Raw genomic sequence first — 18,443 nt, 5'->3', positions numbered from 1 at the left:
ACCCGCCGGGTGTGCAGGTCAAGCACCGCTGCCAGGTAATGCCAACGACCACCGGCCCAGACGTAGGTGATATCGCCACACCACACATGGTTAGGTTGTGGAGCATCAAATTCGCGGGCCAGCAGATTGGGAATATCCGGTCGTTCAGACTGTGCACACCTTATAACGGTGTGCACTCGGCTGCCTGCCGAGCCCCGGCTCCCTTTAAACAAACGGCGCAACTCGCTGCGTTGCTGTATCCTCTCACGGTTAATCATCCGCTTGCGAGCCAGATAATCGTAAAAACAGGAAGTGGGAACATCGAAAGCGCAGCAGAGCAGGGTGATAGGGGCTTGCTCTCTTAATTGGTTTGGTGGCGACTGTACCACCGAAAATGGTGCCCGGGATGATTATACCAAACAGCATCAACCGCCAAGTCTGCCTCATGAATGGCTTCATTGAATTTAATCCTTAAAAAGGTTATCCGAATAATTCCCTCATATGCCAACAAACAAGAGTCTAAACTAACAATATCAATTGGCATGATGCTGAACATAAACGCTTTCAATAGGCACTCTCGGGGATATTCAAAGCGCAGGCACGAGTGGGAACAGCAAAAAACAAATAACAGAGGGAGGGCGTGAGTCTCGCCGAGGGGCTCGTTGGAGTTATAAGAGGATAGGGAAGAGAGAAATAAAAAAGCCACACCGGCTGGTGTGGCTTTGTTTAGGGGGCAACCCGGGTTGCTTAGGGGCGACCGGCCGGGCAGGTGGCCACGTTGACGGCGGCTGTGCTGCCACCATGACGACCTGATGTGCTCACTTCGTTGCGTACCAGCGGCGGGTAGTTAACCGGCTCACGAGCAGGCAGTGCAGGGGCTTCGGCAGGGGTTGCCATCGGCGCGGATGCTTTGCGGGCACGAGCCAACAGGCCGGCACCGTGAGCTACCTGTTTGGTAACGACCGGAGTCTCTTCCACCACAACCGCAGCGACAGGTGCCGGGGCTTCGACAACAGCAATTGGCATTTCGACTGCAGCCGGTTCAGCTTCCACGACAGGAGTGCTGACAGCGGGGACTTCTTCAACAACCTGAGCAGTTTCAACGACTTTAGTGGCAGCCATGTTGACAGTCGGAGCGGAGACAACGGCAACTTCTGGCTCTGCTGCAACCACGACTTCTGCAACAGCTGCAACAACCGGGCTAGCTATCACATCGGCTTGAGTTGCTTCGACCTGGGCAGCAGCCTGCTCGGCAGCTTCTTCAGCAACGGCTTCGACAACCACATGCTCGGTCAGTGCCGCAGAGGCTTGCAGGGCAGCAGCGACGGCTTCAGCGCTCGGGATGGTAACAACAGGCACTACCGGCTCTTCGACCTGCGCTTTGGCAATATCTGCCTGAGCTGCGGTGGTCAGAGTGGTGGTATCTTGCTGTTCTTCGTCACGTTGGCTGCGGGCATCTTCGTTGATGCGCTTGCGGCGCTGACCTTCGATACGCTGGCTGCGCGGAGTGCGGCGTGAACGGCGCTGGCCTTCACTCTGCTCTTCCTGCTCGTTACCCACGGTGGCATCGATCACTTCAGCTTGCGCTGGTACTTCTTCAACCGGCAGGGCAGGGGTGTCAGCAGCGGCGACATCGACGCGGATCTGCTTGCGCAGTTGGCGACGTTCGCGGCGCTCGGCCACTTTCTGCTCTTTCTCCTGACGTGGCTGGACGGCAGTTGCATCAACGGCGTCTACCGCTTCAACAACGACTTCGGCGCGCGGCTCACGGGGAGCACGAGGTTCACGGGCTGGACGTGGCGCACGTTCCTGGCGCGGTTCTCGAGGCTCGCGCTCCTGACGGGGTTCACGTTCCATGCGTTGTTCGCTGCGTACTTCGCCACGAGCTTCACGCTCCTGACGAGGCTCGCGCTCTTTACGTGGACGGCGATTGCGGTTTTCACCAGCTTCGCGGTTGCCACCTTCACGCTTCTCGCCTGCTTCCGCATTGTTGCGGTTGCCACGGTTGTCATCACGACGAGGACGCTGACCACGGCCACGACCTTCTTCGCGCTGGTGACGTTGACCTTCATCCTTGCGTGCTTCACGAGCTGCTGGTTTCTCGGTGGGCGCTTTAACTTCGGCAGGGGCGGCATCGCTGCTGAACAGGCCGGTAATGCCTTTGATCAGCTTGCTGAAGAAGCCGGATTCGGCAGGGGCCGCAGCAACGGGAGCCGCCGGTTGTTGCGGTGCAACAGGAGCCGGTTGTGCCGGTTGGGCAAAGCCTTGCAGCAGCGGTTGCTCACGCTCGATCACCTGAGCTTGCTTCGGTTGGTAGACCGGCTTGGCAATCTCGGTTTTCAGCTCGTAGCTGGCCGCTTCCGGGATCTCGTTCTGACGAATGCGAGTCACTTCGTAGTGCGGGGTTTCCAGATGCTGGTTCGGAATGATGTAAACACGCACATCATTGCGCTGTTCCAGACTGGCGATGGCGGCACGCTTCTCGTTAAGCAGATAGGCGGCAACATCAACTGGCACCTGGCCGTGAACCTGCTCGGTGTTGTCCTTCATGGCCTCTTCTTCGATGAGACGCAGGATGGACAGTGCGAGGGATTCGTTGTCACGGATCACGCCTTGGCCCTGGCAACGGGGGCAGATATGGCTGCTGGACTCGTTGAGGGAGGGGCGCAGACGCTGGCGAGACATCTCCAGCAGACCGAAACGGGAGATCCGGCCCAGCTGGATGCGGGCACGATCCTGATGCACCGCTTCACGCAGACGGTTTTCCACTTCGCGCTGATGGCGAACCGGCGTCATGTCGATGAAGTCGATTACGATCAGGCCACCCAAGTCGCGCAGACGCAATTGACGGGCAATTTCGTCGGCCGCTTCCAGGTTGGTTTGCAGCGCAGTCTCTTCGATATCGCCGCCCTTGGTGGCGCGGGAGGAGTTGATATCGATGGAGGTCAGCGCTTCGGTCGGATCGATAACGATGCTGCCACCGGAGGGGAGGCGCACTTCACGCTGGAAGGCTGATTCAATCTGGCTCTCAATCTGGAAGTGGTTGAACAGGGCAACTTCACCCTTGTACAGCTTCACACGGTTGAGGAAATCGGGACGTACCAGCTCGATATGGGCCTTGGCGCGTTCGAAAATCACCGGATTGTCGATCAGGATCTCGCCCACATCGCGACGCAGATAGTCACGGATGGCACGCACGATGACGTTGCTTTCCTGATGGATCAGTACCGGCGCGGCGCGCTCCTGGGAGGCTTTGTGGATGGAGTCCCAGTGGTTGAGCAGAACGTTCAGATCCCATTCCAGCTCTTCTGGCGACTTGCCCACACCGGCGGTACGTACGATCAGGCCCATGCCTTCCGGCACGGTCAATCCGCTCAGGGCTTCTTTCAGTTCAGTCCGCTCATCACCCTCGATGCGGCGGGAGATACCACCGGCACGGGGGTTGTTGGGCATCAGTACCAGGTAGCTACCTGCCAGGCTGATAAAGGTGGTGAGGGCTGCACCCTTGGTGCCACGCTCTTCCTTGTCGATCTGGACGATAACTTCCTGACCTTCGCGGACCACTTCTTTGATGTTGGGACGACCCTGATAGGAGTAACCGGAGGGGAAGTAATTGCGGGCGATCTCCTTCAACGGCAGGAAACCGTGGCGCTCGGCGCCGTAGTCGACAAAAGCAGCTTCAAGGCTGGGTTCTACGCGGGTGATTTTACCCTTGTAAATGTTCGCTTTCTTCTGCTCGTGTCCCGGACTTTCAATATCCAAATCGTAGAGCTGTTGTCCGTCAACCAGCGCTACGCGCAACTCCTCTTCTTGAGTTGCGTTGATAAGCATTCTTTTCATTGAGTTCTCATTATTGTGTCATTTTGATTTCCTCCATCTGGGTCCTGCCAGCGCCGGCCTCGGGTCTTCAGCATACTGGGGCAACCTCCCGGTTGGGGTATGCATGAGGCGCAAACTAAGGGCGTTCTGGTCATCACTTCTCGAGAAGGAATGAATTAGGATGCCGAAATGGAGACAAATAAACGGTGATGTTTGTGTTCTCCATGCGTTGTACCTCGCACCCGGGAACCGTCATGTTCTTGTATACACGGTGTTTCGGGATTGGGTGGCATACTTTTTGGCCACTTAGTACAAGGCTTGAACACAATGACAAAACCTTGTTTATTATCCCATTTAAACCTCTTTTATAGCAAGGCGCCATTTTTCAACAAACCATGCAGCCAAGGGGCGCTGGCAGTGTTAAAATCCGCGCCATGACACAGATACAACAACAAGTGCAGCTGCTCACCATCGAAGCTGAGCATGACGGGCAGCGCATCGACAATTTTCTCAAGACTCAGCTAAAGGGCGTCCCCAAGAGCCTGATCTATCGCATCCTTCGCAAAGGCGAAGTGCGGGTAAACAAAAAGCGCATCAAACCGGAGTACAAACTCTGCGCAGGTGACGAGGTGCGGGTGCCCCCCGTGCGCGTTGCCGAGAAGAATGAGCTGCCTTCGGCAAACCTCGGGGTTATCCAGCGTCTGGAGAGCCAGATCCTGTTCGAAGACGATGCCATGATCGTGCTGAACAAGCCCTCCGGCATGGCAGTACACGGTGGCAGCGGCCTGAGCTTTGGCGTGATTGAAGGGCTGCGAGCCCTGCGGCCGGAAGCCCGTTTTCTCGAACTGGTTCATCGACTGGATCGCGACACCTCTGGTGTATTGCTGGTTGCCAAGAAACGCAGCGCCCTGCGCAGCCTGCATGAGCAGTTGCGCGTCAAGACCATGCGCAAGCAGTATCTGGCGCTGGTGCGTGGCAAATGGCAGGCTCACGTCAAGGTGGTCAATGCGCCGCTGCGCAAAAACGACCTGCAGTCTGGCGAACGGGTGGTGCGGGTCAGTGCCGATGGCAAACCCTCCGAAACCCGGTTCCGTATCGTGCGTCAATTTGCCGAAGCGACCCTGGTCGAGTGCAGCCCCATCACCGGTCGTACCCACCAGATCCGCGTGCATACCCTGCATGCCGGCCATCCGATCGCCTGTGACGATAAGTACGGTGAAGCGGCGTTTGACGAGAAAATGCGCAGCCAAGGGCTGAAACGGCTCTTTTTGCATGCCTGGAAGCTCAGCTTCACCCATCCGGCCGATGGTCGCGAGATGCAGGTAGAAGCACCGCTGGCACCTGAACTCGACAACTTCCTCAACGGCTTGCCACGCTGATGCAGGACATCCGGCTCGCCATTTTCGATTGGGACGGTACCCTGATGGATTCGGTGGGCCGGATTGTGGCCTGTGTGCAGGGGGCCGCCAGAGATTGTGAGCTGGCGGTTCCTGCACCAACCCAGATCCGGCAAATCATCGGATTGAGCCTTGATGTCGCCATGTCCCGTCTGTTCCCTTTAAGTAGTGGTAGTGGTAGTGGTAGTGGCAGTGCCTTTGATGATCGCCAGATTGCCGCACTCATCGATCGCTATCGTCATCACTATCTGCACGATGCCACCCCCAGCCCGTTGTTTTCCGGGGCAGGGGAGTTGCTGCATGATTGGCGGTCACGAGGGCTGCAACTGGCCGTCGCGACCGGCAAATCACGCCGTGGGCTGGATCGGGTATTGGATGAGACCGGACTGCGCCCGTTGTTTGTAACCAGTCGCGGGGCCGATGAGGCTCGCTCCAAGCCTGATCCGCTGATGCTTGAGCAGATCCTGGACGAGCTGGGGCTGTCACCCCGGCAGGCGGTAATGATCGGCGACTCTGTTCACGATATGGCGATGGCCGAGGCGATCGCCATGCCGCGTATTGGTGTCACCTGGGGGGTGGATAGCCGCGATGCCCTCAGTCGTCACGGGCCAGTGGCGGTGGTGGATTCTATGGCGGCTCTTCGCGGGCTGTTATAGACGCGTCTCTTTAAGAGACGTCGATCTGATTGATAACAGAAGCCCGGTCTATTGACCGGGCTTTTTATATGCTCGATCTAGCTTATCTATTTACCCGCAATCAGGGCAGGGCAACACCGTGGCGCTCCAGCAGCTCGATCAGGCCGATCAGCGGCAGACCGATCAAGGCGTTAGGATCGCGCCCTTCCAGCCCCTTGAACAGCACGATCCCCATCCCTTCGCATTTGAAACTGCCCGCACAATCGAGGGGCAATTCAGCCTCTACATAGCGGCGAATGGCGGCTTCATCGAGGTTGCGAAAATGGACGGTGAAAGGTTCCACCAGTTGATGAGCCTCACCGGTTGCGGCATTCACCACGCACAGGCCGGTATAGAAGGTGACGCTGCGACCTTGAGCCACCATCAGCTGGGCGATGGCATTGTCGATGGTTCCCGGTTTGCCGAGGATGCGGCCATTACAGACACACACCTGATCAGAGCCGATGATCAAGCCGTGATCACGTTGCCCGGCGATGGCATCAGCCTTGGCACGAGCCAGTCTGGCCACCAGCGCCTCGGCGGATTCGCCAGCCAGTGGTCGCTCATCCACATCGGGGGCGGCACATTCAAAGGGGAGACCGAGCTTCTCCAGCAGGGCTTTGCGATAGCGAGAAGTTGAGGCGAGGATCAGATTCTGTGGCATAATCAGGTACCGATGAAAGCAGGTACCGGCATTCTAGGGACTTGTGACGTTAAAATCATCGGCGGTAAGGACTTTTTCCTTTGACTATCAGTTGTTGGACCTATATTATTCGCGCCCTATGCAAAAGGTGAAGTTGCCCGTTAAGGTTGATCCAGTCCGTAGTGCCTTGAAGCTGCTCGATTACATCGGGATAGTGGAAAAGTCGCAGATGCCCAGGCTGGAGGAATCAACCGCTGGCTTGCAGAGCGATATCGATGTATCACTGCACTTTGGCAAAGATGTCCAGAAGTTGACCGTTATGAAAGGCACTGCCCATGCCAAGGTTGACCTGGTTTGCCAACGTTGCGGAGAGACATTCGAACACCTCTGTGAAGCTGAATTTATCTACACTCCGCTGTTCGAAAGAACAAACGAGGAAGAACTGCCGGAAGCTTATGAGCCCATTGAGTTGGACGAAAACGGCGAGATAGATCTTCATCAAATCCTGGAGGATGAACTCATCCTCTCGTTGCCTCAAGTTGCAATGCATTCTCTGGATGCATGCCCGAGAGGAAACATGGAGATGACCTGGGGTGAAATCGAACCTGCTGATGAGCGGCCGAATCCCTTTGCAGTTCTTGAAGAGCTTAAACGTAAGTGAATTTAGGAGTTAGCCTACAATGGCCGTACAACAGAACCGTAAAACCCGTGCCAAGCGTGGCATGCGTCGTTCCCACGATGCGCTGACCACCGCTGCCCTGACTGTTGATCAGACCAGTGGCGAAATTCATCGTCGTCACCACGTGACTGCCGATGGTTTCTACCGCGGTAAAAAGGTAATCGCTTAAGGATTGCCTTTGTCTACGCAAACTGTCGCGCTAGACATCATGGGGGGAGATATTGGCCCCTCGGAAACAGTGCCTGCCGCCGTGCAGGCACTGTCTCTTTTACCCCAGTTAAAACTGATCCTGGTCGGCGACCAGCATCAGAGCTCTTCTCTGCTGCAGCAACATGGCTTGCTGAATCATCCCCGCGTTCGTTTCGTACATGCATCCCAGGTGGTTGGCATGGGCGATAAACCGATCGTGGCGCTGCGAACTCTGAAAGACTCCTCCATGCGGGTGGTACTCAATCTGGTGAAAGCCGGTGAGGCCGATGCCTGCGTCAGTGCCGGTAATACCGGTGCGTTGATGGCGATGGCCAAGTGCGTGCTCAAATCCCTGCCCGGGGTCGATCGGCCGGCACTTATCAAGGCGCTGCCGACATTGTGTGGCAAACGCACCGTGATGCTGGATCTAGGCGCCAACGTCAGTTGCGATGCGGATACCTTGCTGCAGTTTGCGGTGATGGGCTCCGTCGTGGCCGAAAAGGTAGAAGGCATTGCATCCCCCCGTGTTGCCTTGCTCAACATCGGCGAGGAGGAGATCAAGGGCAACGATCTGGTGCGCCACAGCGCCGAATTGTTGCGTCAGTGCCACGCGCTCAATTATGTCGGGTTTGTAGAAGGGGATCGCATCTTCAGCGGCGACAGCGACGTGATCGTCTGCGACGGTTTTGTCGGCAATGTCGCCCTCAAGACGGCAGAAGGGGTGGTGCGGATGATGGCCCAGCTGGCCGGATATCCCCGCAAGAAACGCACTTTTCTTGGCCGGATCGCCGGATTTATGTTCAAACGGCGTTTTTCTTACCTGAACCCCGACCAGTATAACGGAGCAAGTCTGTTAGGATTGCGCGGCATTGTGGTAAAAAGTCATGGGCGGGCCGAACGGCGCGCCCTGTGTAATGCGATCCTGCTGGCCGCACAAGAGGCCAAACATCAACTTCCACTGCAAATAGCAGATCGCCTTGAAGCTGTCTTCTCTGACAGGGATCTATAAGAACTCTATGCATAGCAAAATTCTGGGTACTGGCAGCTACCTGCCGAGTTCAGTGCGTACCAACGCCGATCTCGAGCAGATGGTTGAGACCAGTGATGAGTGGATCGTGGAACGCACCGGTATCCGTGAGCGCCGTATTGCCGGGGCTGACGAAACCGTTGCCACCCTCTCTTACCAGGCCGCTCTGCGCGCCCTGGATGCAGCCGGTTTGACCGCTGCCGATCTCGATATGATAGTGCTGGCCACCACCAGTGCTGAAAATGCCTTCCCGGCTGCCGCCTGCGAGCTGCAGGGGCTGCTCGGCGTACCGGGCATTCCTGCCTTTGACGTGGCAGCTGCCTGTGCCGGTTTCACCTACGCACTCTCCATTGCCGATCAGTTCGTCAAATCCGGCGCAGCCCGCCATGTGCTGGTCGTCGGGGCCGATGTGCTCTCCCGCATGTGCGATCCGCAAGATCGCGGCACCATCATCCTGTTTGGTGATGGGGCAGGGGCTGTGATTGTCGGTGCCAGCGAGACGCCGGGCATCCTCTCTACCCATCTCCATGCCGATGGCCGTTATGGCGAGCTGCTCAAGCTGCCGCACCCTCGTCGCGGCATGCCGGGTGCCGAGCTCGAAGCCTACATGTACATGAAGGGCAACGATGTCTTCAAGGTCGCGGTCACCCGTCTGAGCGAGATCGTCACCGAAACGTTGGCCGCTGCTGGCATCGAGCCGAGCGAGCTGGATTGGCTGGTGCCACATCAGGCCAACTTCCGCATCATCAGCGCCACTGCCAAGAAGCTCGGTATGAGTCTCGATAAAGTGGTGCTGACCCTCGACAAGCACGGCAATACCTCTGCCGCTTCCGTTCCGGTCGCCTTCGACGAAGGGGTTCGTGATGGCCGGATCAAACCGGGTCAGCTGGTACTGCTGGAAGCCTTCGGTGGCGGTTTCGCCTGGGGCTCGGCGCTGGTTCGCCTCTGATCTTCGGCGGGATGGTGTCTCCATCATCCCGTCACCGATTTCATTTTTGTCTTATCTAAAAGGAATCAATGATGACCCAATTTGCCATTGCCTTCCCGGGACAAGGTTCCCAGTCCGTTGGCATGCTGGCCGAGCTGGCCGAACAACATGCCGTGATCAAGGAGACCTTCGCCGAGGCGAGCCAGGTGCTGGGTTATGACCTGTTTGCCCTGGTGATGGATGGTCCGGTTGAAGATCTGAACAAAACCTGGCGCACCCAGCCTGCGCTGCTGACTGCCTCTGTCGCCCTGTGGCGCCTGTGGCAACAGCAGGGTGGGGCAACTCCTGCCGTCATGGCGGGTCACAGCCTGGGTGAGTATTCCGCGCTGGTGTGCAGCGGCGCACTCGATTTTGCCGATGCGGTCAAACTGGTCGAGTTGCGTGGTCTGGCCATGCAGGAAGCGGTACCGGAAGGCACCGGCGCCATTGCGGCCATCATCGGCCTTGATAACGAATCCATCGCCGCCAACTGCGAAAAAGCGGCACAAGGGCAGGTGGTCTCTCCGGTCAACTTCAACTCCCCGGGCCAGGTGGTTATCGCCGGTCACAAAGAGGCCGTTGAGCGCGCCAACGTGCTGATGAAAGAGTCGGGCGCCAAGCGTGCGCTGCCACTGCCTGTCTCCGTACCGTCTCACTGCGCGTTAATGAAACCTGCCGCAGAAAAACTGGCAGCTGCGCTGGACGGGATCGAGATCAAGGTTCCAACCATCGCGGTCATCAATAATGTCGATGTATCCTGTGAACAGGATCCGGCCGCCATCAAGCAAGCGCTGGTACGTCAGCTGTTCAGCCCGGTTCGTTGGACCGAGACTGTCGAGCGGATGGCCAATGAGGGCGTTACCCTCGAGATCGAGATGGGACCGGGCAAAGTGTTGACCGGGCTCGCCAAGCGCATCGACAAGCGCGTGGAAGGTATTCACGCCAACGATGCCGCCTCTTTCGAGCAGGCGCTGGCCCAGATCAAGTAAACAGGAGTAAGTGATGAGCTTTACCGATAAGGTTGTGTTGGTGACCGGTGCCAGTCGTGGCATCGGCCGTGCGATTGCCGAAACATTCGTGGCCCGTGGCGCGAAAGTGGTCGGTACGGCGACCAGCGAGAGCGGTGCCGAGGCGATCAGCGCCTATCTGGGCGACAATGGTTGCGGCATGGCACTGAACGTGACCAGCCAAGAATCCATCGAAGCCGTCTTCGCCGCCATCAAGGCGCGCTTTGGCGACATCGACATCCTGATCAACAACGCGGGGATCACCCGTGACAACCTGTTGATGCGGATGAAAGATGACGAGTGGAACGAGATCATCGATACCAATCTGACCTCGCTTTATCGTCTGAGCAAACCGGTGTTGCGTGCCATGATGAAGAAACGTCACGGTCGCATCATCAGCATTGGCTCCGTGGTGGGAACTATGGGCAATGCCGGTCAGGTCAACTATGCTGCCGCCAAGGCCGGTCTGGTTGGTTTTACCAAATCGTTGGCGCGGGAAGTGGCATCCCGTGGTATCACAGTGAACGCGGTTGCTCCCGGTTTCATCGAAACCGACATGACCCGTGCCCTGAATGACGATCAACGTGCCGGCATCATGAGTCAGGTGCCAGCCGCCCGTTTGGGTGATCCAAAAGAAATTGCCGCAGCTGTGGTATTCTTGGCTTCTGATGAAGCAGCCTATATCACCGGCGAAACCCTGCATGTTAATGGCGGGATGTACATGGTGTAATCAATTTGTCGTAAGATCTGTTCAAATTTGCGATAGTACGCCGAAGTTTGGCACATTTCGTGGTTTGACCAGCGGCAAGCTACTTGCAAACTCACGTCAATTGAATAAACTACCCCAACCAGACGCAAATAGCGTATTTTTAAAGGAAAATTCAGGTCATGAGCAACATCGAAGAACGCGTAAAGAAAATCATCATCGAACAACTGGGTGTTAAAGAGGAAGACGTTAAGAACGCTGCCTCCTTCGTCGACGACCTGGGCGCTGACTCTTTGGATACCGTTGAACTGGTAATGGCGCTGGAAGAAGAATTCGATACCGAAATTCCTGATGAAGAAGCCGAGAAGATCACCACTGTTCAAGCGGCTATCGACTACATCACCGCTAATCAGGAATAAGTTCCTGTTCTGAAAGAAGCGGCCCAAGGGCCGCTTCTTTTGTATTTGTTCCTTTTCAAAACACCTCTCGGAGACTACCTCAGTGTCAAAACGCAGAGTCGTGGTGACCGGCTTGGGGATGCTTTCCCCGGTGGGTAACACTGCCGAATCCAGCTGGCAAGCACTGCTCAACGGGCAGAGCGGCATTTCTCTTATCGAACACTTTGATGCCAGCGAGTTTGCAACCCGCTTCGCAGGTCTGGTCAAGGATTTCGATCCCGAGCAGTACGGTATCAACCGTAAAGACGCTCGCAAGATGGATCTCTTCATTCAATACGGCATCGCGGCCGGTATGCAGGCGCTGGATGATTCCGGCCTGACCATCAATGAAGAGAATGCCGAACGTGTCGGCGTGGCGATTGGCTCCGGTATCGGCGGTCTGGGTCTGATTGAACAGAACCACGAAAGCTTGGTCAACGGCGGCCCGCGCAAGATCAGTCCCTTCTTCGTTCCGTCCACCATCATCAATATGGTGTCCGGTCATCTTTCCATCATGAAAGGTCTGCAAGGGCCGAACATCGCCGTGACTACCGCCTGTACCACTGGTACCCATGCCATCGGCATGGCGGGTCGGATGATCGCTTACGGTGATGCCGACGTGATGGTCGCCGGCGGTGCCGAGAAAGCCTCCACCGCGATGGGGATGGGTGGTTTTGCTGCCGCCAAGGCACTCTCCAACCGCAACGACGAGCCGCAAAAAGCGAGCCGTCCGTGGGATAAAGATCGCGACGGTTTCGTGCTGGGTGACGGTGCCGGTGTACTGGTACTGGAAGAGTACGAACACGCCAAGGCCCGTGGCGCCAAGATCTACGCCGAGCTGGTCGGTTTTGGCATGAGCGGTGACGCGTACCACATGACTGCGCCTCCTGCAGATGGCAACGGTGGCGCTCGTGCCATGAAAAATGCAATCAAGGATGCCGGCATTGCCCCCGAGCAGATTGGTTACATCAACGCGCACGGTACCTCCACCCCGCTGGGTGATGTGGCTGAACTGCGTGGCATGAAGTCGGTGTTTGGTGAGCACGCCAAATCCCTGATGGTCAGCTCCACCAAGTCCATGACCGGTCACCTGTTGGGCGCCGCCGGTGCCATCGAGGCGATCATCACAGTGTTGGCCCTGCGTGATCAGGTGGCTCCGCCCACCATCAACCTGGACAACCCGGATGATGAGTGCGATCTGGATCTGGTACCCCATGTGGCCAAGCCAGGTAGCTTTGAGTACGCCCTTTCCAACTCGTTTGGTTTTGGCGGCACCAATGGCTCACTGATCTTCAAACGCGTATAATTTGCCGCAGGGCAAAGACACAGGCCCGATACTGCCGGTATCGGGCCTTTTTTATCAGAGGGATCCCTTTGCTTATCAATGGCATGAAGCTTGATACCATCTCGGCCTATGATCGGGGGCTGGCTTATGGTGACGGTCATTTCACCACCATGGCGGTCAGGGAGGGGCGCGTGTTGCAGTGGCCTGCCCATCTGGCACGGTTGCAGCTGGCCAACAACCGGCTGGGATTGGTTGAGCCGGACTGGGATCTCCTGACCCGGGAGGTTGAAGAGATGGTGGCCGAGCAGCCACAATGCGTGGCCAAGGTGATCCTGACCCGCGGCGAGGGGGGGCGGGGCTATGATGGCAGCGGATGTCAGCACACGACCCGGATTATCAGCCTAGCGCCATTTCCCACTCACTATGGCCAGTGGCAACAGGCGGGGATCGAGATGGTGGTGTGCCGCCAGCGGATCGGTGATGCCCCTATGCTGGCCGGGCTTAAAACCTTGAATCGTCTGGAGCAGGTATTGCTGAAAAGCGAACTTGTCAGCCGGAATGCAGTCGAAGGGATAGTGCTTAACAGTCGAGGTTTTCTGGTTGAAGGGGTCAGTGCCAATCTGTTTTGGCGTCGGGGCAAGACGGTGTTTACGCCCGATCTCGCCCGCGGTGGTGTCGATGGCATCATGCGCCGCCAGGTGATAGCGATGTTGAAACAGATGAGTATTGAGTTGCGTGTGGTAGAGGCTCCGCTGGAGTCACTATGGCAGGCGGAAGAGGTGTGGCTCACCAATACCCTGATGGGGATCGTGCCGGTCAATGGCATCGAGGATATCCACTATCCCCCAGCGGTATTGAGTCGCCGTTTACAGGAGCGTTTGGTCATTGAAGTTTAATCGGCTTTACACCCTGCTCGCGGGGGCGGCACTGACGGTAGCCGCTGCCGGGGGCTATGTACATTACAAATGGCAACAGGTAGAGACGCTCACCAACAAGGGGCCGACCCGGCTCTTTACGGTGGAGAAGGGCGCCCATGCGGCGCGCCTCATTGCCGAACTGGGTGAGGGGGAACCCAGCCCCTGGGCGGTGCGGCTTTGGTTGCGCAGCCATCCCGAACTGGTGGCCATCAAATCGGGCACCTACGAAATCAAGGAAGGGGCCCCTCTCAAGGAAACCCTTTCCCTGTTTGCATCGGGCAAGGAGTTTCACTTCAGCCTCACCTTCGTCGAAGGTTCCCGTTTCGAGGATTGGCAGAAGCAGCTCTCCAGCGCCCCATACCTTGAGCGATTGACCGTTGAGCAATCCGAAGCCGACTTGGCGCAGGAGCTCGGCATCGAGAATGGCAAGCTGGAGGGTTGGTTCCTGCCGGAAACGTACGCCTATACCACCCATGCCAGCGATCTCTCAATCCTGCGTCGTGCCCATCAGGATATGGAGACTTTCCTGCAGCAGAGCTGGGAGAAACGTCAGGCCAACCTGCCTTACAAGACCCCCTATGAGGCGTTAATCATGGCCTCCATCATCGAGAAAGAGACCGGCCAGCCGGACGAGCGTGCGCAGATCGCCTCGGTGTTTGTCAATCGTCTGCGCCTGGGCATGAAGTTGCAAACCGATCCCACCGTCATTTACGGGGTGAAAGATCGCTACGATGGCAACATTCGCCGCAGCGATCTGACCGACAAGAATCCCTACAACACCTATGTGATCGATGGTCTGCCGCCCACGCCTATTGCCATGCCGGGCAAGGCCTCCATCGAAGCTGCGCTTAACCCCAAGTCGACCGACTATCTCTACTTTGTCGCTAAGGGGGGCGGTGCCCACTATTTCTCCAAGACCCTCGATGAACACAATCGGGCGGTTCGCGAATACATATTGAAGAAACCCTAATGTCTAAATTTATTGTGATCGAAGGATTGGAAGGGGCAGGGAAGAGCTCGGCCGTGCGTTATGTGACCGACTATCTGCAGCGCCACGGCATCAACCGGATCGAGTGCACCCGCGAGCCAGGTGGTACGCCGCTGGCCGAGCGGATGCGGGCCATCGTCAAAGAGGTGCACGACGAGCGCCTCACCATCGAGGCGGAATTGCTGCTGATGTATGCCTCCCGCGTACAACTGGTGGAGACCCGCATCAAACCCGCACTGGCCGACGGTGTCTGGGTGGTGGGGGATCGCCACGATCTCTCCTCCCAGGCCTATCAAGGCGGTGGTCGTGGTATCGATGCACAGCTTATCGGAGCCATCAAGCAGGCGGTGCTCGGCAACTTCAAGCCGGATCTCACCCTCTATCTCGATATCGATCCTGCCCTTGGCTTGCAGCGCGCCCGCCATCGCGGCGAGCTGGATCGCATCGAACTGGAGCAACTGAGCTTCTTCGAGCGTACCCGAACTCGTTATCTCGAACTGGCCGCCAAGGATGATTCCATTGTGGTGATCGATGCGGCGCAAACGCCGGAACAGGTCAAAGCTGCCATCGAGCGTGCATTGAATCACTATCTGTCGAACGAGCCGCTATGTATCCCTGGCTGATCCCCGACTGGCATGCCCTGAGCCAGACGGCCCTGTCCGGTCGTCTCGGCCACGCCTGGTTGTTGCTGGGCGATCCCGGTCTTGGCAAGGAGCAACTGGCCGAGCGGCTGGCGCGTTTACACCTTTGCCAGCAACCGGATCGTGGAGAACCGTGTGGTCAGTGCCACTCCTGCCAGCTGTTTGACAAGGGCAACCACCCGGATCTCGGCACCATAACTCGCGACAGCAAGACCATCGGGGTCGAGGCCATTCGCGAGATCTGCACCCGGCTGCAGGGCTCTGCCCAGCTCGGCCGTGGCAAGGTGGTGATCATTCCTGATGCGGAACGGATGACCGAATCGGCGGCCAACGCCTTGCTGAAAACCCTGGAAGAGCCGGCAGGCGACAGCTTACTGTTGCTGATCGCCTCCCAGGTTTCCCGGTTGCTTCCCACCATTCTCAGTCGCTGTCACAAACATGTCTGTCAGTTGCCTGCGGAAGGGGAGACAGTACGCTGGTTGGCCGAGCAGGGTCATCAGGCCACTCTGGCTCAGGTGCGGATCTGTCAGGGGGCCCCGCTGCGGGTACTCGACTATATCGAGCAGCAACAGGACGGTACTCGCAGGGAATTGCTGGAACAGTTTGTCGCCCTGAGTCAAAGTCCGGTCAAGGCGACAGCACTGTGCAGCCAGCTTGGTCAGGAGACGCAGGTCAGGTTGCACTGGTTGCAGCTCTTTTTGTGCGATGCCCTGAAAACCCAGGCCGGATGTGGTCACCATCAGCTGGCAATGCCGGATCTGGCAATCTTGAGTCAGCGGTTGGCGGAGCAGCACTCCAGCGAAAAATTGCTGGAAGCAGAACAAGGTCTGGTTGCCCTCAAGGCCGCTTGCCAGCCGGGGCAGCTCTCCAATCCCACCATCCATTTGATGAACTGGCTCAGTCGCTGGTTATAAGTACCGACAAGCAGAAAGGTTGTATATGTTACTCGTTGATTCCCACTGTCATCTCGATCGCCTCAGCTATGGCAGCAAGCAGACCAGCATGGCCGATGTACTTGCCAAGGCCGCGAAACTGGACGTGGGATATTTTCTCTGTGTCAGTGTGACTCAGGCACAGTTCCCGACCATGCTCGAGGCGATCGCTCCCTATCCCCAGGTCTTTGCCTCTTGCGGGGTACATCCGCTCAATCAGGAACCCGGTGTCGATGCCGAGTTGCTGCTCAAGCAAGCTGCCGATCCACGTGTGGTGGCCATCGGTGAGACAGGTCTCGATTACTTTTACTCGCCCGAGAATAAGGAAGTTCAGCAAGCCTCTTTCCGCGAACATATCCGGGTTGCTCGCGCGCTGAACAAGCCGCTGATCATCCACACTCGCGATGCTCAACAAGATACCTTGCAGATCATGCGTGAAGAGGGAGCAGATCAGGTTGGCGGTGTGCTGCACTGTTTCACCGAGTCTCTCGAGATGGCGCAAGCCGCGATGGCGATGGGGTTCTATATCTCCATCTCCGGGATCGCCACCTTCAAAAATGCGTCTGCACTGCAAGAGGTGGTCAAGGCTCTGCCCCTCGACAGATTGCTGGTCGAGACCGACTCGCCCTATCTTGCCCCCGTACCGCATCGGGGGAGGGAGAACGAACCCGCCTTTGTGCGAGACGTTGCGCAGTTTATTGCTGACCTGCGTCATATTCCGCTCAATGAATTGGCAGAAGCCACCAGCCGGAATTTCTTTGAACTGTTCAAGCTGGCGAAAAAATAACACCCAAGCCCCGTTATTCGGGGCTTTTTAATTTTCAAATACCAAGCTGATTACCCACCTGAATATCAATACCGAGCTGCGTTATCTCTCACTTATTACTGCAAATGTTACTTTTACGTTTTCGTTTTTGCTAAACCGGGTCGAATGATATTCCTATGTTTCTTTTATTCAGCATGGTCAAAGGGTATAAAAATATGATGTTCTTAGTATCGATAATATTCATTATCGATACTTGATGTGTGGGAAGGATCCTGTAAGATCCTCTCAAACTTCATATTAATCATAGCGTTCCGTGGCATATCCAACCTTGTCTAATCCAGCTCATCAGTCACTGCAGACTGTTTTTGATGCGCAACTAAATAGCCGGGCGCGCCACTTTTTGCGCAGTGCAAAAGCGGATTCCACCCTCAATGCCTATCAGGCTGATACCCGTATTTTTGTCTTCTGGTGCCAATTGCACGGGCTGGATCCGCTACAGACGACCCATCACGACATCATGAATTTTCTCGCTGATCAGGCCGACGGCGTATTGGCCGACTGGATATGGCTGGATAAAGAGGAGGGGAAGGGGGAGTTGCGTAACGGTGAACCTCGAAAACCGGCAACCCTGGTGAGACGGCTTGCCGGGATCCGTTATGCCTTCAAGCAGAAAGGCATTCACCCCATGCCCACCGAACATCCCGAAATCAAGGAGATGATGCGCGGTATTGTCAGGTTGGGGGATAACCGCAAACGCAAAACCGGCGCCCTGACGCTGCAACCATTGACCCAGGTGCTCGATGGCATCGACACCAGTGACTTGGCAGGCTTGCGTGATCACACCCTGCTGCTGTTGATGTTTAGTGGCGCCTTGCGCCGTTCGGAAGCGGCCCGAATTGAGGTTAGCGATCTCGATTTTATGGGGCAGGGGATCCGCCTTCGCCTCAAACCGAGCAAACATCAGCTGCATGAAACCGAGATCGCCCTGATCCCGGGCAAGCACTACTGTCCCGTATCAGCACTGCAAAACTGGCTACACAAAAGCCGGATCAGCGAGGGGCCGCTGTTTCGACGCATGAATCGTTGGGGGCAACTGATGGCCGAACCGCTCGGCCCTCAGGGCATCAATTTGATGATCAAGCGGCGAACTGGTCAAACCATTGACGATCTCTACGTCAGTGGCCATAGCCTGCGCCGTGGATTTATCACCTCGGCGGTGACTGCCGGCAAGCCGATGAACAAGATCATCGAGGTGACGCGCCACAAGGATATGCGAACCCTGCAGGAGTACTTCGATGACGCCCATAAATTTTCCGATCATGCCCTTGATGGCTTGCTTTGACACATGTCAAAAACTATTTGAAATGACCGGTTTTTAGCTAAATCCAAA

Annotated in this window: 18 protein-coding genes and 1 pseudogene; 16 read left to right on the top strand and 3 right to left on the bottom strand. The window is 56.8% G+C overall.

Annotated elements, in window-relative coordinates:
* Both L972_RS20610 and rne read right to left on the bottom strand, forming a co-directional pair.
* A pseudogene (locus L972_RS20610) lies at positions 1 to 350 on the bottom strand (IS3 family transposase); the annotation flags it as partial.
* Between the two features lie 376 nt (positions 351 to 726).
* On the bottom strand, positions 727 to 3,819 hold the full coding sequence (gene rne, locus L972_RS05400; RefSeq protein WP_047436386.1) for a ribonuclease E: 3,093 nt from the start codon (positions 3,817 to 3,819) through the stop codon (positions 727 to 729).
* A 413-nt stretch (positions 3,820 to 4,232) separates the two neighbouring features.
* Between rne and rluC the strand changes: the two genes are divergently transcribed.
* Both rluC and L972_RS05390 read left to right on the top strand, forming a co-directional pair.
* Complete coding sequence (rluC, locus tag L972_RS05395) at positions 4,233 to 5,177, top strand: 23S rRNA pseudouridine(955/2504/2580) synthase RluC (protein WP_005351815.1); 945 nt, start codon at positions 4,233 to 4,235, stop codon at positions 5,175 to 5,177.
* Positions 5,177 to 5,851 (top strand): HAD-IA family hydrolase, encoded by a 675-nt coding sequence (locus tag L972_RS05390; protein ID WP_047436383.1) that lies wholly within the window; start codon positions 5,177 to 5,179, stop codon positions 5,849 to 5,851. Before rluC ends, L972_RS05390 begins: the two co-directional genes overlap by 1 nt.
* Before the next feature lie 100 nt (positions 5,852 to 5,951).
* Here the strand turns inward: L972_RS05390 and L972_RS05385 are convergent, their stop codons facing one another.
* Positions 5,952 to 6,533, bottom strand: a complete 582-nt coding sequence (locus tag L972_RS05385) for a Maf family protein (protein WP_047436380.1) — start codon at positions 6,531 to 6,533, stop codon at positions 5,952 to 5,954.
* A 118-nt stretch (positions 6,534 to 6,651) separates the two neighbouring features.
* Here L972_RS05385 and yceD point away from each other — a divergent pair, with 118 nt between their 5' ends.
* The 14 genes from yceD to L972_RS05315 all read left to right on the top strand — a co-directional run bounded on the left by yceD (position 6,652) and on the right by L972_RS05315 (position 18,395).
* The gene (gene yceD, locus L972_RS05380; protein WP_013723766.1) at positions 6,652 to 7,173 is read left to right on the top strand and encodes a 23S rRNA accumulation protein YceD; all 522 of its coding nucleotides are present in this window, start codon (positions 6,652 to 6,654) and stop codon (positions 7,171 to 7,173) included.
* A 19-nt stretch (positions 7,174 to 7,192) separates the two neighbouring features.
* Entirely contained in the window at positions 7,193 to 7,360 is a 168-nt protein-coding gene (rpmF, locus tag L972_RS05375; RefSeq protein WP_005300935.1) for a 50S ribosomal protein L32, read from the top strand.
* 9 nt (positions 7,361 to 7,369) lie between these two features.
* Positions 7,370 to 8,389: a phosphate acyltransferase PlsX gene (plsX, locus tag L972_RS05370; RefSeq protein ID WP_047436376.1), complete on the top strand. Its 1,020-nt coding sequence runs from the start codon at positions 7,370 to 7,372 to the stop codon at positions 8,387 to 8,389.
* Positions 8,390 to 8,396: 7 nt separating this feature from the next.
* On the top strand, positions 8,397 to 9,356 hold the full coding sequence (locus tag L972_RS05365) for a beta-ketoacyl-ACP synthase III (protein WP_040065495.1): 960 nt from the start codon (positions 8,397 to 8,399) through the stop codon (positions 9,354 to 9,356).
* Between the two features lie 71 nt (positions 9,357 to 9,427).
* A complete protein-coding gene (fabD, locus tag L972_RS05360) occupies positions 9,428 to 10,363 on the top strand; it encodes an ACP S-malonyltransferase (protein WP_047436373.1) in 936 nt (311 codons plus the stop codon).
* A gap of 13 nt (positions 10,364 to 10,376) precedes the next feature.
* A complete protein-coding gene (gene fabG, locus L972_RS05355) occupies positions 10,377 to 11,111 on the top strand; it encodes a 3-oxoacyl-ACP reductase FabG (protein WP_005351850.1) in 735 nt (244 codons plus the stop codon).
* Between the two features lie 158 nt (positions 11,112 to 11,269).
* Entirely contained in the window at positions 11,270 to 11,506 is a 237-nt protein-coding gene (gene acpP / locus L972_RS05350) for an acyl carrier protein (protein ID WP_005300909.1), read from the top strand.
* 82 nt (positions 11,507 to 11,588) lie between these two features.
* On the top strand, positions 11,589 to 12,830 hold the full coding sequence (gene fabF / locus L972_RS05345) for a beta-ketoacyl-ACP synthase II (protein ID WP_005360452.1): 1,242 nt from the start codon (positions 11,589 to 11,591) through the stop codon (positions 12,828 to 12,830).
* A 68-nt stretch (positions 12,831 to 12,898) separates the two neighbouring features.
* A complete protein-coding gene (gene pabC / locus L972_RS05340) occupies positions 12,899 to 13,705 on the top strand; it encodes an aminodeoxychorismate lyase (protein WP_047436369.1) in 807 nt (268 codons plus the stop codon).
* Positions 13,695 to 14,696 (top strand): endolytic transglycosylase MltG, encoded by a 1,002-nt coding sequence (gene mltG / locus L972_RS05335; protein ID WP_047436366.1) that lies wholly within the window; start codon positions 13,695 to 13,697, stop codon positions 14,694 to 14,696. The genes pabC and mltG overlap by 11 nt, the downstream gene beginning before the upstream one ends.
* Positions 14,696 to 15,337, top strand: a complete 642-nt coding sequence (gene tmk, locus L972_RS05330; protein ID WP_047436364.1) for a dTMP kinase — start codon at positions 14,696 to 14,698, stop codon at positions 15,335 to 15,337. Before mltG ends, tmk begins: the two co-directional genes overlap by 1 nt.
* Positions 15,322 to 16,269, top strand: a complete 948-nt coding sequence (gene holB, locus L972_RS05325) for a DNA polymerase III subunit delta' (RefSeq protein ID WP_047436360.1) — start codon at positions 15,322 to 15,324, stop codon at positions 16,267 to 16,269. Before tmk ends, holB begins: the two co-directional genes overlap by 16 nt.
* A gap of 25 nt (positions 16,270 to 16,294) precedes the next feature.
* Positions 16,295 to 17,074, top strand: coding sequence for a TatD family hydrolase (locus tag L972_RS05320; RefSeq protein ID WP_005345529.1), 780 nt, complete (start codon positions 16,295 to 16,297; stop codon positions 17,072 to 17,074).
* A gap of 379 nt (positions 17,075 to 17,453) precedes the next feature.
* A complete protein-coding gene (locus L972_RS05315; RefSeq protein WP_231560901.1) occupies positions 17,454 to 18,395 on the top strand; it encodes a tyrosine-type recombinase/integrase in 942 nt (313 codons plus the stop codon).
* Positions 18,396 to 18,443: the final 48 nt, after the last annotated feature.

Origin of the sequence: Aeromonas sp. ZOR0001 (assembly GCF_000801015.1) — a bacterium.
GTDB lineage: Bacteria > Pseudomonadota > Gammaproteobacteria > Enterobacterales > Aeromonadaceae > Aeromonas > Aeromonas veronii.
This window is presented reverse-complemented; position numbering and strand designations above follow the sequence as displayed.